A 19,395-nucleotide genomic window follows, 5' to 3' on the forward strand; every position below is an offset into this window, starting at 1 on the left:
GTGAAGATCGCTCGAACTTTACACAGATCCGTGCTGGATGGGACGGCCACCGCTCGCGAACGTGTACTCATCGCGGATTTCACCCGATCTCCGCGGAGAGCCACGAGGAAGAGGCATCCCATGAGCACCGTTCTCGAGACCACAGCCGGGACCACCGGGACCACCGGCGCCGCTGCACCCCGCACCGGCCACCCCCGGTCGATCGAGGGCCGCATCCGCTCCGAGGCCGCCGACCTGGCCCAGGACTGGGCGAGCAACCCACGCTGGTCCGGCGTGCGGCGCGACCATACGGCCGAGGACGTCGTGCGCCTGCGCGGGACCGTCCGCGAGGAGCCGACCCTCGCCCGGCGCGGAGCGGACCGCCTGTGGGAGCTCCTGCACACCCGCGACTACGTCCACGCCCTCGGCGCGATCACCGGCAACCAGGCCACGCAGATGGTTCGCGCCGGCCTCGAGGCGATCTACCTCTCCGGCTGGCAGGTCGCGGCGGACGGGAACTCAGCCGGCCAGACCTACCCCGACCAGTCGCTGTACCCCGTCAACTCCGTCCCCAGCGTCGTGCGCAGGATCAACAACGCCCTGCTGCGGGCGGACGAGATCTCCTTCTCCGAGGGCACGGACCCGGGCTTCGACTGGCTCGCCCCGATCGTGGCCGACGCCGAGGCCGGCTTCGGCGGCGCGCTCAACGCGTTCGAGCTGACCAAGGCGCTGATCACGGCCGGCGCGGCCGGGGTCCACCTCGAGGACCAGCTCGCGTCGGAGAAGAAGTGCGGGCACCTGGGCGGCAAGGTCCTCGTCCCCACGGCGCAGCACGTGCGCACGCTGGGGGCGGCCCGGCTCGCGTCCGACGTCCTCGGCGTGCCCACGCTGATCGTCGCCCGCACGGACGCGCTCGCGGCCACGCTCATCACCTCGGACATCGACCCGCGGGACGCGCGGCTGACCACCGGCGAGCGCACGGCGGAGGGCTTCTACCGGACCCGCGCCGGGACCGAGGCCGTCATCGCCCGCGCCCTGGCCTACGCGCCCTACGCGGACCTGCTGTGGGTCGAGACCTCCACGCCGGACCTCGACCACGCCCGCGAGGTCGCCGAGGCCGTTCACGCGGAGCACCCGGACCAGATGCTCGCGTACAACTGCTCGCCGTCGTTCAACTGGCGCGCGCACCTCGACGAGGAGACGATCGCCCGCTTCCAGCGCGAGCTCGGCGCCATGGGCTACCGGTTCCAGTTCATCACCCTGGCGGGCTTCCACCAGCTCAACCACGGCATGTTCGAGCTCGCTCGCGGCTACGCCCACGAGGGGATGACCGCCTACGTCGAGCTCCAAGAGCGTGAGTTCGCTTCCGAGGCCGACGGGTACACCGCGACGAGGCACCAGCGCGAGGTCGGCACCGGCTACTTCGACCTCGTCGCCACCGCGCTCAACCCGACGGGCGAGACCCTCGCGCTGCGCGGGTCCACCGAGGAGCAGCAGTTCCACTGACGACGACGTCGCCCGACCGACACCCCACCGACGCACCACGCGCAAGGAGCCACAGCCATGACCCTCACCGACACCCGGCCCGCACACGGCGCCACCACGATCCCCCGCCCGACGGCGAACACCCGCACCACCGGTGCGCCACCCGTCGTCGTCGGCGTGCGGCGTGACTCCAGGCGGGTCCCCTCACCCGACGCCCTCGCCCTCATCGGAGCCCTCCACGCGCGCTTCGACGGCGAGCGGGGCGAGCTCCTGGCCGAGCGGAGGCGCCGCGGGCAGTCCGCGGCGGACGGCGCCCTGCTCGGCCCCGGGCCCAAGGCGCGCCGTGTGCGCGAGGACCCGACGTGGCGGGTTCGCCAAACCTCCGGCCGGACCACCGTCGTCGCGCGACCCCGGGGCTGGGAGGCCGTCGAGGAGCGCCTCGAGGTCGCCGGCCGTCCGGCGTCCGCGACCCTCGTCGACGTCGGGCTGCACGTCTTCGACGCCCGTGCCCGCCTCGCCCACGGTCCCGGGCTCGAGATCCGACCGACGGGTCTCCAGTGCCACCGGGAGGCGCGGCTGTGGCACGACGTGCTGACCGTCGCGGAGGACCGGCTGGGGCTGGCGCGCGGTTCGGTCAGGGTGCGGATCGTCCTCGACAGCGTCGCTGCCGGCCTCGAGGCGGAGGAGATCCTCTTCGAGCTGCGCGAGCGGGCCACCGCCGTCGAGATCGGCGACGTCGACGCGCTGATCGCGGAGGCGGCCGACCTCCGCGCGCGTACCGCCCAGGTGCACGCGGGATGCGGGGAGGTCGGTCCGACGTCGACGTCCGTTCGAGGTCTCCCGGAGCGGGCCGCCGAGATGTGGCGGCGCCGCTACGCGGGGCCGGCCAGCGGGATCACGGCCTGAACCTGGTGGAGCGGCCCACCAGCGGGTCCCTCGCCGAGCCGGGAGGAGACGAGCTCGACGGCGTCCGCCCGCCAGGTGGGACCCTCGTAGACCGCGAGGGCGGAGGCGAGGCCGGCCATGTCGGTCCCGCGCGATCGGCGCGACTCGCGCGCGACGGTGAGGTGGGCACGGCGACGCTCCTGGCGACCGCGGCCGTTGCCGCGCGCGGGCGCTCCCGGTTCGTCGTCGTCCTGGTCCTCCGGGTCGGGCGGGCGGACGTAGGGGGCGTCGGCGGCGTCGGCCATGAGCACGGTGAGCCGCGCGGTCTCCCCGCCGACGCCGACCCACAGGATGCGGCCGGAGAAGGACCCGCCACCACGCAGGCGCAGGTCGAGCGGGGCGTGCCGGGCGGCGGCCTCGGCGAGTGAATCGGCGACGTCGCCGACCGCGCCGTCGGGCACCTCGCCGTAGAAGGCCACGGTGACGTGCTGCTGGTCGACCGGCACCCAGCGCAGGGGCGCGCCAGCGCCGAGACGGAGGTTGGTCAGCGGCAGCTCGAGGTGGTCGAGCACCTCGGCGGGCGGCCGGATCGCAGCGAAGAGGCGCATCGGGTCAGCCTCTCCCCCGCCGGGCGCCGGCGTCCATCCGAATCGTTGGGCTGAAAGGGGTCGTACGCGTGGACGGGCGTGGGGGGTCCGTCAGCCGGTCCGTCGCGTGGCCGCCTCGATGTCGAGGCCGGTCATCGAGCCAGGCTCTCGAGCAGCGCACGCGGTCAGCAGCGATCGCTCGCCGGCACACACACGGTCACGACGCTGCGGCCAGATCACGGCGCGGAGGCCCGTCGGGTCAGCGTCACGCTCGGGTCTCGGGTCACTGACGCGCAGCTCAGCCCTGCGCGGGCGACGGCGCCGAGGACACCTTCCCCAGCTCGACGGACCGCGCGGCCAGCACGCGCAGCATGTCCCTCAGGTCCTCCTGCGGCGGTCGCGGTTCCACCCAGCCGCTCGCGAGGCGCAGGGCGAGTCCGTCGATGAAGGCGTGGAGGTGTCCTGCCAGTCGTTCCTGCTCCCGAGGAAGTTCCTCCGGGTAGTCGGGGACGGTCTCGGCACCCGCGAGCAGGAGGACTAGCTGACGGTGGAACATCCGCTTGCCCGTCCAGGCCCAGCTCAGTTCCTCGGCCGCGATGCCGGGATCCACGTAGAGCGCGAGCCAGATGCGGTGCTCCGCGTCCCGCTCGGCGTCCAGCGGCAGGATCTGCTCGACCATGTGGGCCACCAGCTCGACAGGGTCGAGACCGTCGTTGCGACCGTTTCGCACGACGTCCCCGACGCGGCGCTGCACCTGTCCTGCGACGTGCTCGAGCATGAGCGACTCGAGGGCTGCCGTGGACGGGACGTAGTGCCGCACCGCCCCCGCGGACCAGCCGGTGGCGTCCGCCAGCGCGCGCACCGTCGCCGCACGCCGCCCACCGCGGGCCACGAGCTCGAGCGCCGCACGGGTGACTTCCTCGCGACGCGCGCCGTGGTCGACGATCTTCGGCACGGCGCTACCGTCCCGCCGCGCGGGGAGCCGGACTGCCGCCGCGCGCACCACGGGCGTCGGGCGCCCGAGAGGCCCGCATCGCCGCGGCACCGGCCAGGACCAGCCACAGGAGGAACGGCCACGCGGCGGCCCGCTCGAGGATGCCGAACGGTAGCGACCATGCCGTCGGCGCCATGAGCAGGAGGAGCCCGAAGATCGTCACGATGCCCGCGATCAGGGTGGTCCGGCCGAGCGCGGCGCGCGACCGGAGCCAGCCCGAGCCGATGAGGATCAGGGCCACGCTCTGGGCGAGGAAACCGATCATCGCGATGATCGTGTGGAGCGTGAGGTCCACGTCCGAGGGCCACAGCCCGGCGCCCGCCTGCCCCAGCCCGCCGGCGACGAGGAGCCACGCCCCGATCCCGCCGCGCTTGCCAACCGGCAGGACCCGACGCAGCGCGAGGGCAGCCGCGGCGAACGCCAACCCGGTGACGATCCACGCGACGTTGAGGACCGTGTGCTCAGGTGAACAGATCTCCACGGGCCCGTCCGGGTAGGCGTCGGACGCGCCGCAGCCGACCCACCCGAGGTCACTGATCGCCTGCTCCGCGAAGGAGTACGGGGCGGACGAGCGGACGCCCGACCAGAGCTCCGCCCCGACGGCGGCCAGGCCGGAGACGATCCACACGATGCCTGCGATCGGCCACCAGTGTTTTCGCATGCTGTATGCAAACAGATCGGGCAGGTGCGCGCCAGCCGGATGACCAGGCTGCCGTCCTCGTCGAGCTCGGAGCATGACTCGCCCGCGACAACTCGTGCGACCTGCCGACCCGTGTCCCCGGCCGGCTGGTCCATTCGCCCTGCGCAGGACCGGCCCGGCCCCGCACCCTCACACCGTCGGCGTGCCACCCGCCCGCCGGTCGCGCTGGTCCTTGATCGCCACGACGAGCGTCGCCACGACCACCAGCGTCACGAGGCCGAAGCCGACCGACGCCGCCGTCGGCCAGTCGGTGACCTCGAGCGTGCTGAACACCGCCGCCGTGATCACCGCGATCCCGATCGACGTCCCGATCCGCTGACCGGTCTGCATGATCGCGCCCGAGCTGCCCGCATACCGCAGCGGCACCTCCGCGAGCGTGAGCGTCTGGTTCGGGCTGACCACGCAGCCCTGCGCGGCCCCGATGAAGGACAGGGACAGCATGAGCCACCAGACGCTCAGGCCCGCGACGTCATGCAGGACCACCACCACGATGCTCAGCAGCAGGCCGACCAGGGCCACGAGCAGGCCACCGATCACCAGCTTGCGCCCATACGTCAGCACGCGCTTGCCCGCCCAGTTCGCACCGATCGCCGACAGCACCGCCGACGGCAACCCGATAGTCCCGGCCTCGAGCGCGGACCGCCCGTCGCCCTGCTGCATGTACAGCGCGACGAGCACCCACACGCTCGTCATCCCCAGGAAGTACAGGGTGATCATCAGCGCCCCGTTGCTGAAGCTGCGGGTGCGGAAGATGCTGAGATCCACCATCGGACTGCGCCCGGTGCGCGCGTACCGCCGCTCCCACCACACCCAGACACGCACGAGCAGCAGCCCGACCGGCACGAGCAGCCAGAGGATCGCCGACCCGCGCCCCTCCATGAACGGCAGCAGGATCGCGAGGACCGCGGCGCCGAGGAGCAGCGCACCGACGGGGTCCAGCGAGCGCTCGGCCCGGGTGGCGGGGTCGGCGTGCCGACGGGAGCGGATGAGAGGCCTGGGGAACCACAGCAGCCCCAGGACGATCGTGGCGATCCCGACGGGCACGTTGACGAGGAACGTCAGCCGCCAGCCGAGCTCGGGGCCGCCGGCGTTGATGAGCACGCCGCCGAGCACCGGGCCGATGCCCACCGAGACCCCGACCGCCGCGCCGAAGTAGCCGAACGCGCGGGCGCGCTCGGCGCCGCGGAAGTACTGCTGGATCATCCCGACGCCCTGCGGGTTGATGAGGCCCGAGCCCACGCCCTGGACGAACCGGGTGATGTTGAGCCACTCCGAGCTGGGCGCCGCGCTGGCGGCGATCGAGGAGGCGGTGAAGATGGCCAGCCCGATGAGGAAGATGCCGCCGCGGCCCATGACGTCGCCCGCGCGGCCGGCGGCCACGAGCACGACGCCGAACGTCAGCGCATACCCGGACAGCACCCACTGCAGGTCCGACGCCGAGGCGCCGAGCCCCTCCTGCATCGACGGCAGCGCGACGTTGACGATGCTCACCGCGATCAGCGACATGAAGATGGCGCCGAGCACCACCATGAGGATCCGCCAGCGCGCGGGGTCCGGGGCGTCGACCGACCGGTCCGGCTCAGTCTCGGCCCGCACCGATCAGCTCCCTCCTCCTGGCCGTGGGCGCGCGCCGCACGGACATGCCCGACGACGAAGGGCGCTCCCGCCCCGCGCTCGTCGTCCCGGCCAGCCTACGTCGCACGCCGAGCATGGCGCCGGGGTGATCAGGTCCCGCCGTCGCGTCGCTCCACCGAGGTCATGCCGTGGCGTCACCACCGCCCGTACCGGTCGTCCCCCACTGCCGCATGGCCTCGCGGATGTGCGGCGGGGCGAGAAGGAACGTGGGGGCGAGCTCCTCCCAGCCGCGTTCCTTCGTGCGCCGGGCGTAGGCCTCGTGGTCGGCGTCGATGCTGCTCGCCGTCGGGTCGAGCCCGCGGGAGTCCTCGCCGAGCAGTGTGAGGTGGTACATCCACATCGAGCCGTCGGCCTCGCGGTTGAGGAACGTCGCCTCGAACGCGACACGTTCGTCGGCCAGCGTCGCCTCGCACTCGTCGTAGCGGTCGTGCAGCGTGGACATCCACTCGTCGAACGTGGCTTCCGCGCCGTCGAGCAGCCTGGCACGGCTCAGCTCGAGGCGCAGCCCGGGCGGCACCGACGCGGGCATCGGGTGGCGGCCCCGGTCGTCGTCGGTCGGTCGGAACGGGATGGGCTCCATCCGCCGACCCTACGAGCCGTCGTTCGCTCGGCCCCACTGCGGCCGGTCTCCGATGAGGTCGAGCACCGGGCCTGCGGTGACCCGCGCACGGACGTCCGGCGCCGCCACCCACTCCGAGTTGGTCATGACGGTGGGGCGGACAGCGCGCCTGACGACCGGCTCGACGATCTCGCACACCTCGAAGACCTCCTCCGCATCGGCGGGGCCGATCACCATGACGTCGATGTCCCTGGGCGCCGGTCCCTCGATGCCACGGGCCCGGGCCGCGAAGGGGCCGTGGATGAACGCCTGGTCGATCCCGTCGACCGCCGACAGCGCATGCCCGAGCGCCGCGACGACGCCGGTGGACACGAGCAGGATCTCCCGCAGCGGGGGCACGAGCGGGCTGTCCTCGTCGGCGCGCAGGAGCCTGGTGCGGCCGACGCGGCGCTCCGCCAGGATGCCGGCGTCCACCAGCCGCTCGACCTCGCGGTGCACCGTGGGATAGGCGAGCTCGGTAGCCGCCGCCAGATCGGTGACACCCAGCTCCCTGTCGCCGAGCAGGATCTCGGACAGGATCCGCGCCTGGCCCTCCGACCGGAAGATGGGCGCAGTCAACGGGGGCTGAGTTCTCATGAAACGGACAATATTGTCCGTCTTACCGAGAGGTCGTCCGTACACACATCCGGGCCCGTCGCCGGTACATGCATCCGGATCCGACGACGACGAGTGTTCCGGTCCGGGCCCGTCGGCGCTGCCCTGAGGGCCGACCTACGCGCTCGGACGGCACCGAGCGCCCGCGCCGGTTCACACCGGACTCAGCGCGGCGCGACCTCGGCGTGCACGAGTCCCCAGACGAACGACTCCACGAGCGCCTCCCAGGACGCCTCGACCACGTCAGTCCCGACCCCGACCGTCGACCAGGACCGCACCCCGTCGGACGACCGCACGAGCACGCGCACCGACGCGTCGGTGCCCTGCTGGGAGTCGAGGATGCGCACCATGTAATCGACGAGCGCGAACGCCTCGATCTCGGGGTAGGTGTCCACCAGCGCCTCGCGCAGGGCGTGGTCGAGCGCGTTGACCGGCCCGTTGCCCTCCCCCGTGCGCACGATCCGGCCCCGGCCGGTGCGCAGCTTGACCGTCGCTTCGGCCTCGGTCCGTCCCCGACCGTCGAGCGAGGTGACCTGTGCACGCCAGGACTCGACGTCGAAGTACGCCTCCGCGCCGCCCTCCCCCAGCTCCTCACGCAGGAGCAGCTCGAACGAGGCGTCCGCAGCGTCGTACGTGTACCCGCGCGCCTCCGCCGCCTTCACGCGCTCGGTCACGCGGGTGAGCAGCTCGGAGCGGCCGGCGAGGTCGAACCCGAGCTCGCGGCCCTTGAGCTCGATCGAGGCCCGCCCCGCCATGTCGGACACGATCATCCGCATGTCGTTGCCGACGGCCGCCGGGTCGGCGTGCTGGTAGAGGTCCGGGTCCACCCGGATCGCCGACGCGTGCAGGCCCGCCTTGTGCGCGAACGAGGAGAACCCCACGTAGGGCTGCCGGGAGAACGCGGGGATGTTGGTCAGCTCGGCGATCTGGTGGCTGATCCGCGTCGCCTCGCGCAGCCGGTCCGGTCCGATGCCGACGATTCCCCGCTTGAGCTCGAGGTTTGCGATCACCGCCACCAGGTCGGCGTTGCCGGTGCGCTCGCCGTACCCATTGACGCAGCCCTGGACGTGGCTCGCCCCGGCGTCGACCGCTGCGATCGACGAGGCCACGGCGGTGCCGGCGTCGTTGTGGGTGTGGATCCCGATCCGCCCCTCGACCGCACCGTGCACCTCGGCGACGATCCGGCCGACCTCGTCGGGCAGCGTCCCGCCGTTGGTGTCGCACAGGACCGCGGTCGTGGCACCGGCCTCGAGCGCGGTCCGCACGACGTCGCGCGCGTGCCCGGGGTCGTGCAGGTAACCGTCGAAGAAGTGCTCGCAGTCGACGTGCACCTCCCGGCCCAGACCCACGAGGTGGGAGACGGTGTCCCGCACCATCCGCAGGTTCTCCTCGAGGGACGTGCGCAGCGCGCGCTCGACGTGCCGGGAGTCCGACTTCGCCACCAGCGTGAGCACGCCGGCGCCGGACTCCACCAGCGCCTGGACCTGGGCGTCCTCGGCCGCGGGCACGCCGGGCTTCGTCGTCGAGCCGAAGGCCGCGAGCCGCGCGTGGGTCAGCTCGAGCTCCTTCTCGGCAAGCTGGAAGAACTCCGTGTCCCGCGGGATGGCGCCCGGCCAGCCGCCCTCGATGTAGTCCACGCCCAGCTCGTCCAGGAGCGCGGCGATCGCCAGCTTGTCCGTGACGGTGAGGTTGATGCCCTCCTGCTGGGCGCCGTCCCGGAGGGTCGTGTCGTAGACGTGCAGCTCGTGCGTCATTCGGGTCCGCTCCTGCTCAGACGAGCCGATACATCCACTGGTGGGTGTCCGCCGCGCGGCCGTACTGGATGTCGGTCAGCTCGGCGTGCAGCGACCGCGTGACCTGGCCGGGCTGACCGTCGGCGACGGTGACGTCGAAGTCCTCCCCCGCCAGGCGCCCGATCGGCGTGACGACCGCGGCGGTGCCGCAGGCGAACACCTCGGCGACGGCGCCCGAGCGGATGTCGGCGAGCAGGTCGGCCAGGGCGATCGGCTCCTCGCGGACCTCGCGGCCGGACTCGGCCAGCAGCGTGAGCAGCGCGTCCCGGGTGCCGCCGCGGAGGATCGTGCCGGTGAGGTCAGGCGTGCGGACGGTGCCGTCGGAGCCGACGACGACGAGGTTCATCCCGCCCAGCTCGTCGACGTACGTGTTGGTCGAGGCATCGAGGAAGAGGACCTGCTCGAAGCCCTTCTCGTAGGCCTCGGCCTGCGGCAGCAGGGAGGCGGCGTAGTTGCCACCGGTCTTGGTGTCGCCCATGCCGCCGACGCCGGCCCGGTGGTAGGTCGAGGAGACCCAGATGCCGACGGGCTCGAACCCGTGGACGAAGTAGGGGCCCACCGGCGAGGCGATGAGCAGGTACTCGACCTGGCGCCCGGCGCGCACGCCGAGGAAGGGCTCGGAGGAGAACATGAACGGCCGCAGGTACATCGACGCCCCCTCGTCCGAGGGGACCCACCGCTCGTCGACGCTCATGAGCGCGGCGATCGACGCGACGACGTCCTCGGCCGGCATCTCGGGCAGCGCGAGCCGCCGCGCGGAGTGCGCGAGCCGGGCGGCGTTGAAGCCGGGCCGGAAGGTGCGCACCGAGCCGTCCTCCCAGCGGTAGGCCTTGAGGCCCTCGAAGACCTCCTGCCCGTAGTGCAGGACGGAGGCGGCGGGCGAGAGCTGCAGCGGCCCGTACGGCTCGAGGCGCAGGGGCCCCCATCCGTCGTCGTGGGTCCAGGTGGCCCGGACCATGTGGTCCGTGAACGCCGTGCCGAATGACAGGTCGCCCATGATCTCGGCGTACCGCGCGTCGTCGGCGGGGTTCGGGTTGCGGCCGCCGGCCACGCGCGCGGCCAGCTCGCCGGCCGGCGGCAGGTCGGCGGACGGCGTCCCGGGCATGTCCAGGCCGGTGCCGCGCGCGGGCAGCGGAAGACCGCCGGGCGTGGTCGCGTCGCCGGGCTCGCCCTGGCTGACCTGGGCGTCGCCGACCTCCTGGCCGACGGCGGTGGGCTCCTCGGCGTTCATCGCTCGCCCCCGGTGGTGGCCAGCGCGTCGGAGGTGACGGCGGCGGCGACGGCGTCGCCGATCTCGCTCGTGGTGCGCGTGGCGCCGGCGCGGGCGGCGACGTCGGCCTCGACGGCCGCCTCGATGCGCGCGGCGGCCGCGCCCTGGCCGACGTGCTCGAGCATGAGAGCGGCCGACAGGATCGCGGCGGTCGGGTCGGCCTTCCCGGTGCCCGCGATGTCCGGGGCGGAGCCGTGGACGGGCTCGAACATCGACGCCGAGGTGCGGTCGGGGTTGACGTTGCCCGACGCGGCCAGGCCGATGCCGCCGGTGACGGCGGCGACCAGGTCCGTGACGATGTCGCCGAACAGGTTGTCGGTGACGATGACGTCGAACCGCGACGGGTCCGTGACGAGGTAGATCATCGTCGCGTCGACGTGGGCGTAGTCGACCGCGACCTCGGGGTACTCGGCGGCGACGGCGTCGACCGTGCGCCGCCACAGGTGGCCGGCGTGCACGAGGACGTTGTGCTTGTGGACCAGGGTGAGCTTCTTGCGGGGCCGGGCCTGCGCGCGGGCGAACGCGTCGCGGACCACGCGCTCGACCCCGAACGCGGTGTTGACCGAGACCTCGGTGGCCAGCTCGTTGGGCGTGCCCACGCGCAACGCGCCGCCGTTGCCCACGTACGGGCCCTCGGTGCCCTCCCGCACGACGACGAGGTCGATGGCACCGGGGTCGGCCAGCGGGGTGGCGACCCCGGGCAGCAGCTTCGCGGGCCGCAGGTTGACGTAGTGGTCGAGCTCGAAGCGCAAGCGCAGCAGCAGGCCGCGCTCGAGGACGCCGGAGGGGACACCGGGGTCGCCGACGGCCCCGAGCAGGATCGCGTCGTGCTCACGCAGGGAGGCCACCTCGGCGTCGGTGATCGTCTCCCCGGTGCGGTGCCAGCGGGCGGCGCCGAGGTCGTACGGGGTCTCCCGCAGGGTGACGCCGGACCCGTCCAGCGCGGCGCGCGCGACCTTGAGGGCCTCGGCCACCACCTCCGGGCCGATCCCGTCGCCACCGACGACACCCAGGTCGATCTCGCGCTGCTCGCTCACAGTTGTCCTCTCCACGTCCGTGCGGGCCTGGCGGCCCCGTTCATCATGCCGGGCCGACCCGGCCCGGCCCGCCGCGCGGGGCGACGGGCCGGGCCGGGTCGAGCTCCTCGTGCGGGCAGCCGGTCAGCGACCGACCTGGCCCTGGGTGTAGTCCGCGTCCCGGGTCTCGACCCAGGAGAACAGGTTGCGCAGCTCGAGGCCGGTCGCCTCGATCGGGTGCTGCTCGCCCTTCTTGCGCAGCGCGGCGAACTCGGGGCCGCCCGCGTCCTGGTCCGCGATGAAGCGCTCGGCGAAGGCGCCGGACTGGATGTCCGCGAGCACCGCGACCATGTTGTCCTTGACCTCGGGGGTGATGACCCGCGGGCCCGAGACGTAGTCGCCGTACTCGGCGGTGTCCGAGACCGACCAGCGCTGCTTGGCGATGCCGCCCTCGTACATGAGGTCGACGATGAGCTTGAGCTCGTGCAGGACCTCGAAGTAGGCGATCTCCGGCTGGTAGCCGGCCTCGGTGAGGACCTCGAAGCCGTACTGCGCGAGCTGGCTGACGCCGCCGCAGAGCACGGTCTGCTCGCCGAACAGGTCGGACTCGGTCTCCTCGGTGAAGGTGGTCTTGATGCCGCCGGCGCGCAGGCCGCCGATCGCCTTCGCGTAGGAGGCCGCGAGGTCCCAGGCCGTGCCCGAGGCGTCCTGCTCGACCGCGAGGAGGACCGGCACGCCGCGGCCGTCCTCGTACTGGCGACGCACCGTGTGGCCCGGGCCCTTCGGGGCGACCATGGCGATGTCGTGGCCGGCGGACGGCGTGACGAGGTCGAACCGGATGTTGAAGCCGTGGGCGAAGAAGATCGCCGCGTCGTCCTTGAGGTTCGGCTCGATGTCCTCGGAGTAGATCGTGCGCTGGTGCTGGTCCGGGGCGAGGACCATGATGACGTCGGCGCCGGAGACGGCGTCCGCCACGGTGGCGACCGCGAGGCCCTGCTCCTCCGCCTTCGCGCGGGAGGAGGACCCCTCGCGCAGGCCGACGACGACCTCGACGCCCGAGTCCCGCAGGTTCAGCGCGTGCGCGTGCCCCTGGCTGCCGTAGCCGATGACGGCCACCTTCTTGGACTGGATGATCGACAGATCGGCGTCGTCGTCGTAGTACAGCTCGGCCACGAGGGCCCTCCTTCGTTCGTTGGTGCTCGGTCGTGTTCGTGCAGGTCGTCGGTCGTGCGGGCGCCGGTGCGGGAGCGCCGGCATCACGCGCGGGTGGTGCGTGCGCGCGTGTGCGTGCGGTGCGCCGGGCGCCCGGTCAGGCGCTGCGCACGCGGTCCAGCGTGCGGTCCGTGAGCGAGCGCGAGCCGCGCGCCAGCGCCACGGAGCCCGACTGCACGATCTCACGGATGCCGTACGGCGCGAGGGCCGTGAGCAGGGCGTCGAGCTTGGCGTCGCCGCCCGTGGCCTCGATCGTCACGGCCTCCGGCGCGACGTCGACGACGTGCGCGCGGAACAGCTCGACGACCTGGAGGACGGCGGTGCGGGAGGCGTCGTCGGCGCGGACCTTGACGAGCAGGAGCTCGCGCTCGACGGTGTTCCCCGGCTCGAGCTCGACGATCTTCAGCACGTTGATCAGCTTGTTCAGCTGCTTGGTGACCTGCTCGAGCGGGAGCTCGGCGGCGTCGACGACCACCGTGATGCGCGAGACGTCCTCCCGCTCGGTGGGACCCACCGCGAGCGAGTGGATGTTGAACGCGCGACGGGCGAACAGCGCGGTGACGCGCGTGAGGACGCCGGGCTTGTTCTCGACCAGAACGGACAGCGTGTGCCTGGTGCTCATGTCCTTCCCCTCAGTCCTCGTGCTCGAAGTCGGGCGTGAGCCCACGGGCGTACTGGATCTCGTCGTTGGAGACGCCGGAGGCGACCATCGGCCACACCATCGCGTCGCGGCTGACGACGAAGTCGATGACCACCGGGCGGTCGTTGATCTCCATCGCGCGCTCGATCGCGGCGTCGATCTCATCGACCTTGGTCACCCGGATCGCCACGCATCCGTAGGCCTCCGCGAGCTTGACGAAGTCCGGGATGTGCACCGTGTCGTGCCCGGTGTGCAGGTCGGTCGACGAGTAGCGGCTCTCGTAGAACAGGGTCTGCCACTGGCGGACCATGCCGAGCGAGGAGTTGTTGATGATCGCGACCTTGATGGGGATCTGGTCCAGCACGCAGGTGGCCAGCTCCTGGTTGGTCATCTGGAAGCAGCCGTCGCCGTCGATCGCCCAGACCGGCGTGTCCGGCAGGGCGGCCTTGGCTCCCATGGCGGCCGGGACCGCGTAGCCCATCGTGCCCAGGCCGCCGGAGTTGAGGAACGTGCGCGGCTTCTCGTAGCTGATGAACTGGGCGGCCCACATCTGGTGCTGCCCCACGCCCGCGGCGTAGACGGCGTCCGGTCCGGCGAGCTCGCCGAGGCGCGAGATGACGTGCTGGGGCGCGAGCTGGCCGTCGGCCGTGGGCGCCCAGCCCAGCGGGTAGCGGGTGCGCAGGTCGGTGAGCTGGTCCCACCAGGCCGCGACCTCGGGCTCGCCGTGCTGGACCTGGGCGTCGCGCAGCGCCGCCGTGAGGGCAGGGATCGTCTCGGACAGGTCCCCGACGATCGGGACGTCGGCGCGACGGTTCTTCGAGATCTCCGCCGGGTCGACGTCCGCGTGCACGATCTTCGCGAGCGGGGCGAAGCTGTCGAGGCGGCCGGTCACGCGGTCGTCGAACCGGGCCCCGAGCGCGACGACGAGGTCGGCCTTCTGCAGCGCCGCCACCGCAGCGACGGTGCCGTGCATGCCGGGCATGCCGACGTTGTTCGGGTGCGAGTCCGGGAACGCGCCGCGGGCCATGAGCGTCGTGACGACCGCGGCGTTCGAGACCTCGACGAGCTCGGCGAGCGCGTCGGTGGACTGCGCACGGATGACGCCGCCACCCACGTAGAGGACGGGGCGCGAGGCGGAGGCGATGAGCCGGGCCGCCTCCTTGACCTGACGACCGTGCGGCTTGACCGTCGGCTTGTAGCCGGGCAGGTCCATCACCGGCGGCCACACGAAGTCCGCCTCGGCCTGCTGGGCGGACTTGGCGACGTCGACCAGCACCGGGCCCGGTCGGCCCGTGGCGGCGAGGTGGAACGCCTCGGCGATGCGGGCCGGGATCTCGTCCGGGTCCGTGACGAGGAAGGAGTGCTTGGTCAGCGGCATCGTGGCGCCGACGATGTCCGCCTCCTGGAAGGCGTCCGTCCCGATCGCCGCCGCGCCGACCTGGCCGGTGATGGCCACGAGCGGGACGGAGTCCATGTTGGCGTCCGCGATGGCCGTGATGAGGTTGGTCGCCCCCGGCCCCGAGGTGGCGATGCAGACGCCCGTCCGGCCGGTCGCCGCCGCGTAGCCCACGGCCGCGTGGCCGGCGCCCTGCTCGTGGCGGACGAGGATGTGCCGCACCTTGTCCGACTGGAACAGCGGGTCGTACGTCGGCAGGATCGCGCCGCCAGGGATCCCGAAGATCGTGTCGACGCCCAGCTCCTCGAGGGCGCGGACGATGTTGCGGGCGCCCGTCGAGGGCTCGGTGATCTCCGCGTCCTGGGCGACTGTCTCGATGCGGCCGCCCCGCAGGACGACGCCGGTCCCGCCCGTGCCACCGTGGGCGAGCGTGCGCTCGGCGACGGCCGCCGTCGCGAGGATGTCGGCCTCGACCGGGTCGATGCCGGGCGTGGCTCCCCTGGCGGGCACGGCCCTGCGCCGCGCGCCGACCTCGTCCCCGAGTACGGCGTCGTCGGTCCCGGTCCCGGCCGCGCCGACGTCGTGGCGCGCGGCCTCGTCGTCGGGCGCGGAATGGCTCGGCGCGCTGTGCGACGTGCTCGTCATGGTCCCTCCTTCGCCTCTCCGGCCCGCGGGGCCGGTTCGTGGACGACCCTGGTCCGGGTCAGCCGTGTCGCCGGGCATGCAAAAACCCCTCGACCCGGCGGGTGTCGAGGGGCGCGGCCGGACCAGCTCTCAACGAGCGTCGGCCGCGCGGCCGACTACGAGAATGCTGATCCTGGGCACACGTGCACTGTACGCCCGCCGCCCGCGCGGACGCCAGTCGTCTTGCATCGTGGTTCACGTTCCCGATCAGTGAGACGAATTGGGGAACGGGGGCCTGCGGGCCGTCCACCCGGCCGGCAGCGCGCTCCGTCGTCGTGAGCGAGGCGCCCTCACTCGTCGTGAGCGAGGCGCCCTCACTCGTCGTGGGCGAGGCGCCCTCACTCGTCGTGGGCGAGGGCGCGCCCGAGGGCTCGGCGCGCGTCGACGGTCGCCGGGACGAACCGGGCTCCCTCGGCGACGTCGAGGGCCGACGTCGCCGCGATAGCGGTGACCACGAGCGCCCCGGCGAGCTCGCCGACCGGCACACCCGCGGCGTGGCCGGCGACGGCGACCGCGGCGAGCGCGAAACCGACGACGACGAGCCCGACCGCGCGCAGCGTGCCCAGCGCCTCGGCCGACCCGGCCTGGGCCTCGGCGAGCCGCCCGAGCGCGGTCCGGACGTCGGCCGGAAGGTCGCCGGGACGGTCCGCCTCGGCACCAGCTGAGTCACCAGCGCCAGCGGCACCACCGCGGGCGGCCGGGTCGCGCGTCCGGGCGCCGGCCAGCTCGTCGTCGTCGGGGTCCAGGGTGTCGGCCACGGCGTCCTCCCCCGCGTCCGGCTCGTGCTCGGCACCCGCGACGACCACGTGGGACGCGACCGGCTCGACCTCGTAGGTGTCCGGGGGCGAGAGGGCGGAGCCGAGCGCCGTGGTGAGCTCGTGCCTGGCGCGACGCTCGGCGCGCGTGGCGCGGGATGCCGACGCGGCCGTCGCGGCCGCCACGGCGCCCAGCATGATGAGCGGCGCGGCGGCGACGAGCGCGAGGCTGCGGTGAACGATCGTGAGCGCGACGGCGGCGCCGACGAGCACGACGGCGAGCGGGACGAGCCGGGCGTGGAGATGGGCGGTCGCGTCCCGAATCGCACGGACCGAGTGGGCACCGAGCCGCGACACGGCGGCCGGGTGGTCGACGCTCCGCTCGACCACCCGGTGCAGGAGCGACTCCGCGTAGTGGCGGGCGATGCGGTCGGACAGGAGGTGGTCCAGCCAGCGGGCGACACCCAGGAGGGCGATCGCGCCTGCGCCCATGAGGGCGCTGCCGGCGAACGCACGCGACGTCGAGGCCGAGGTCAGGTCAGCGACGACGGGGGCGACGAGCACGAGGGCCGCGACGGCGAGGAGCCCGACCCCGAGGAGACCGAGCACGTGCAGGAGCCGTGCGCCGGCGACGAGGCGGGGCAGCGCGACCGACGGGCCGAGGTCTTGCCGGTCGGCGGCGGTCGGACCGGCGGTAGGTCCCTCGGCGGCCGTGGCATGGTCCCCGCGCACAGGCACATCGACCGCGCGGGGCGACAGCTCGACGAGCTCCGCGCCGCGGCCGTCGTCCGGCTCGGCGGGCGTCGCTGCCCTCGGGTCGCTGACCGGCAGCGAGCTGGTGGGCGCCTGGGCGTCGGTAACCGGGAGCGAGGTGGTGGCGACCTGGGCGTCGGTAACCGGGCGGAGGGGCCGGGTGGGGCGTTCGACCGGCGGCGAGTACCGCGCGGCGATGCGGGCGGCGGCGGAACGCACGGGGCGAGCGGGGGTGTCGGTCATGGCTACGCGTCCTCACGTCGGCCGGGAACCTCCCGGCGCTGCCTCCACGCTAGGGAACAGATGAGTCCGCGCGAGTGAGTCCGCAGTGACAGCGTTCTCACCTGCCGTCGGTGCCGGCGCACCACGGCGTCGTCTACTCGAGGATCGCGCCGCGGGAGGCCGACTGGACGAGCTTCTGGTACTTGCCGAGCACGCCGGTGGTGAACCGCGGGGCAGCTGGTTCCCAGGTTCCGCGGCGGCGGTCGAGCTCGTCGTCGTCCACGAGCAGGTCGAGGGTGCCGGTGCCGACGTCGAGACGGATGCGGTCGCCGTCGTGGACGAGGGCGATCGGCCCCCCGTCGGAGGCCTCGGGGGCGACGTGCCCGACGCACAGGCCGGTGGTGCCGCCGGAGAATCGGCCGTCCGTCATGAGCAGCACGCTCTTGCCGAGGCCCGCCCCCTTGATCGCGCCGGTGATGGCCAGCATCTCGCGCATACCGGGTCCGCCCTTGGGGCCCTCGTACCGGATGACGACGACGTCGCCGTCGGTGATGGTGCCGTCCGAGAGCGCGTCCATGGCGGCCCGCTCCCGCTCGAACACGCGCGCGGTGCCCTCGAAGACGTCGGACTCGAACCCGGCGGACTTCACCACGGCGCCCTCGGGGGCGAGGGAGCCCTTGAGGATGGTGATGCCACCGCGCTTGGCGATCGGCTCGGACATGTGGTGGATGATCTTGCCGTCGGGGTCCGGCGGAGAGACGGCCTCGAGGTTCTCGGCCATCGTCCTGCCGGTGACCGTCATGCAGTCGCGGTTGAGCAGCCCGGCCTCGTCAAGCGCCTTGAGGACCACGGGGACGCCCCCGACCTTGTCGATGTCGTTCATGACGTACCGGCCGAACGGCTTGACGTCGCCGAGGTGCGGGACCTTCTCGCTCATGCGCTGGAAGTCCGCGAGCTCGAGGTCCACGTCGGCCTCGTGCGCGATGGCCAGCAGGTGGAGGACCGCGTTGGTCGAGCCGCCGAACGCCATGACGACCGCGATGGCGTTCTCGAACGCCTCACGGGTCATGATGTCCCGGGCCGTGATCCCCTGGCGGAGCAGCTCGACGACCGCCTCGCCCGCCTCGAAGGCGGCGGTGTCCCGGCGCCGGTCGATCGCGGGCGGGGCCGCCGAACCGGGCAGCGACATGCCCATGGCCTCGGCGACGGAGGCCATGGTGTTCGCCGTGTAGAAGCCGCCGCAAGCGCCCTCGCCCGGGCAGATGGCCTTCTCGATCGCCGTCACGTCCTCGCGGGACATCAGGCCGCGGGCGCAGGCGCCGACCGCCTCGTAGGCGTCGATGATGGTGACTTCCCGCTCCTCCCCGGTCGAGAGGCGGGCGTAGCCGGGCATGATCGAGCCCGCGTAGACGTAGACGCTGGCCAGGTCGAGGCGTGCGGCCGCCATGAGCATGCCGGGCTCGGACTTGTCGCAGCCGGCGAGCAGCACGGAACCGTCGAGGCGCTCCGCCATCATCACTGTCTCGACGCTGTCCGCGATGATGTCGCGCGACACGAGCGAGTAGTGCATGCCCTCGTGGCCCATAGAGATGCCGTCCGAGACGGAGATCGTGCCGAACTCGAGCGGGTAACCACCGGCGGCGTGCACGCCCTCCTTCGACTTCTTGGCGAGCCGGTCGAGGGAGAGGTTGCAGGGGGTGATCTCGTTCCACGAACTGGCCACACCGATCTGGGGCTTGGCGAAGTCGTCGTCGCCCAGCCCGACGGCACGCAGCATGCCGCGCGCAGCGGTGGCCTCGATGCCGTCCGTGACCTGCCTGGAGCGAGGCTTGATGTCGGGTGCGCCGTCGGAGCTCATGCCAGCGAGTCTAGGTCCAGGATCGAGACAGGTCGTCATCACGAGTGCCGCGATGTTCAACCCTTGAGGTGGCCCGCCGGCACGACTGGTGGCCGTACAGGGGCCCGGCACAGCGGCGTGCCGAGGTCTCGGCGGGTGCGAGAACGGACGAAGAAATGGCTGAAGGCCCCCACCGGTGTGGTGGGGGCCTTCAGAATGGTGTGTACGGCGGTGTCCTACTCTCCCGCACGGTCGCCCGTGAAGTACCATCGGCGCTGAGGGGCTTAGCTTCCGGGTTCGGAATGGGACCGGGCGTTTCCCCCTCGCTATTGCCGCCGT

At 72.8% G+C, this 19,395-nt stretch carries 16 protein-coding genes and 1 rRNA gene; 2 read left to right on the forward strand and 15 right to left on the reverse strand.

Translation table 11 applies throughout. The features are described from left to right. The first annotated feature begins 120 nt into the window (after positions 1–120). Together aceA and ACPYO4_RS13900 are read left to right on the forward strand one after the other, a co-directional pair. Positions 121–1,485 (forward strand): isocitrate lyase, encoded by a 1,365-nt coding sequence (gene aceA / locus ACPYO4_RS13895; RefSeq protein ID WP_425709847.1) that lies wholly within the window; start codon positions 121–123, stop codon positions 1,483–1,485. 57 nt (positions 1,486–1,542) lie between these two features. After that, on the forward strand, positions 1,543–2,370 hold the full coding sequence (locus tag ACPYO4_RS13900) for a hypothetical protein (RefSeq protein ID WP_425709848.1): 828 nt from the start codon (positions 1,543–1,545) through the stop codon (positions 2,368–2,370). Here ACPYO4_RS13900 and ACPYO4_RS13905 read toward each other — a convergent pair. From ACPYO4_RS13905 to rrf, 15 genes are all read right to left on the reverse strand, one after another. Next, positions 2,337–2,957: a 2'-5' RNA ligase family protein gene (locus tag ACPYO4_RS13905; RefSeq protein ID WP_425709849.1), complete on the reverse strand. Its 621-nt coding sequence runs from the start codon at positions 2,955–2,957 to the stop codon at positions 2,337–2,339. The two genes, ACPYO4_RS13900 and ACPYO4_RS13905, sit on opposite strands and share 34 nt — an antisense overlap. A gap of 277 nt (positions 2,958–3,234) precedes the next feature. Next, positions 3,235–3,891 carry a TetR/AcrR family transcriptional regulator gene (locus ACPYO4_RS13910; protein ID WP_425709850.1) on the reverse strand — a complete coding sequence of 219 codons (657 nt, stop codon included), beginning with the start codon at positions 3,889–3,891 and terminating at the stop codon, positions 3,235–3,237. Positions 3,892–3,895: 4 nt separating this feature from the next. Further along, positions 3,896–4,591, reverse strand: a complete 696-nt coding sequence (locus tag ACPYO4_RS13915) for a DUF998 domain-containing protein (protein ID WP_425709851.1) — start codon at positions 4,589–4,591, stop codon at positions 3,896–3,898. Between the two features lie 168 nt (positions 4,592–4,759). Next, positions 4,760–6,226, reverse strand: a complete 1,467-nt coding sequence (locus ACPYO4_RS13920) for an MFS transporter (RefSeq protein WP_425709852.1) — start codon at positions 6,224–6,226, stop codon at positions 4,760–4,762. Positions 6,227–6,386: 160 nt separating this feature from the next. Beyond that, positions 6,387–6,845, reverse strand: coding sequence for a DUF6176 family protein (locus ACPYO4_RS13925; RefSeq protein WP_425709853.1), 459 nt, complete (start codon positions 6,843–6,845; stop codon positions 6,387–6,389). A gap of 9 nt (positions 6,846–6,854) precedes the next feature. Further along, positions 6,855–7,460 carry a winged helix-turn-helix domain-containing protein gene (locus ACPYO4_RS13930; protein ID WP_425709854.1) on the reverse strand — a complete coding sequence of 202 codons (606 nt, stop codon included), beginning with the start codon at positions 7,458–7,460 and terminating at the stop codon, positions 6,855–6,857. A 182-nt stretch (positions 7,461–7,642) separates the two neighbouring features. Beyond that, positions 7,643–9,232, reverse strand: a complete 1,590-nt coding sequence (gene cimA / locus ACPYO4_RS13935) for a citramalate synthase (RefSeq protein ID WP_425709855.1) — start codon at positions 9,230–9,232, stop codon at positions 7,643–7,645. A 16-nt stretch (positions 9,233–9,248) separates the two neighbouring features. Next, entirely contained in the window at positions 9,249–10,502 is a 1,254-nt protein-coding gene (locus ACPYO4_RS13940; RefSeq protein ID WP_425709856.1) for a branched-chain amino acid aminotransferase, read from the reverse strand. Beyond that, complete coding sequence (locus ACPYO4_RS13945; RefSeq protein WP_425709857.1) at positions 10,499–11,578, reverse strand: 3-isopropylmalate dehydrogenase; 1,080 nt, start codon at positions 11,576–11,578, stop codon at positions 10,499–10,501. Before ACPYO4_RS13945 ends, ACPYO4_RS13940 begins: the two co-directional genes overlap by 4 nt. 123 nt (positions 11,579–11,701) lie before the next feature. Continuing rightward, positions 11,702–12,730, reverse strand: coding sequence for a ketol-acid reductoisomerase (gene ilvC, locus ACPYO4_RS13950; RefSeq protein WP_425709858.1), 1,029 nt, complete (start codon positions 12,728–12,730; stop codon positions 11,702–11,704). 136 nt (positions 12,731–12,866) lie between these two features. Next, complete coding sequence (gene ilvN, locus ACPYO4_RS13955; protein ID WP_425709859.1) at positions 12,867–13,391, reverse strand: acetolactate synthase small subunit; 525 nt, start codon at positions 13,389–13,391, stop codon at positions 12,867–12,869. 10 nt (positions 13,392–13,401) lie between these two features. Next, on the reverse strand, positions 13,402–15,450 hold the full coding sequence (locus tag ACPYO4_RS13960; protein WP_425709860.1) for an acetolactate synthase large subunit: 2,049 nt from the start codon (positions 15,448–15,450) through the stop codon (positions 13,402–13,404). Between the two features lie 377 nt (positions 15,451–15,827). Further along, the gene (locus ACPYO4_RS13965; RefSeq protein WP_425709861.1) at positions 15,828–17,240 is read right to left on the reverse strand and encodes a hypothetical protein; all 1,413 of its coding nucleotides are present in this window, start codon (positions 17,238–17,240) and stop codon (positions 15,828–15,830) included. 133 nt (positions 17,241–17,373) lie between these two features. Then, positions 17,374–19,077, reverse strand: a complete 1,704-nt coding sequence (ilvD, locus tag ACPYO4_RS13970; RefSeq protein WP_425709862.1) for a dihydroxy-acid dehydratase — start codon at positions 19,075–19,077, stop codon at positions 17,374–17,376. A 202-nt stretch (positions 19,078–19,279) separates the two neighbouring features. Further along, a 5S ribosomal RNA gene (rrf, locus tag ACPYO4_RS13975) occupies positions 19,280–19,395 on the reverse strand.

Origin of the sequence: Georgenia sp. Z1491, from assembly GCF_049856175.1 — a bacterium.
Taxonomy (GTDB): Bacteria; Actinomycetota; Actinomycetes; order Actinomycetales; family Actinomycetaceae; genus JB111.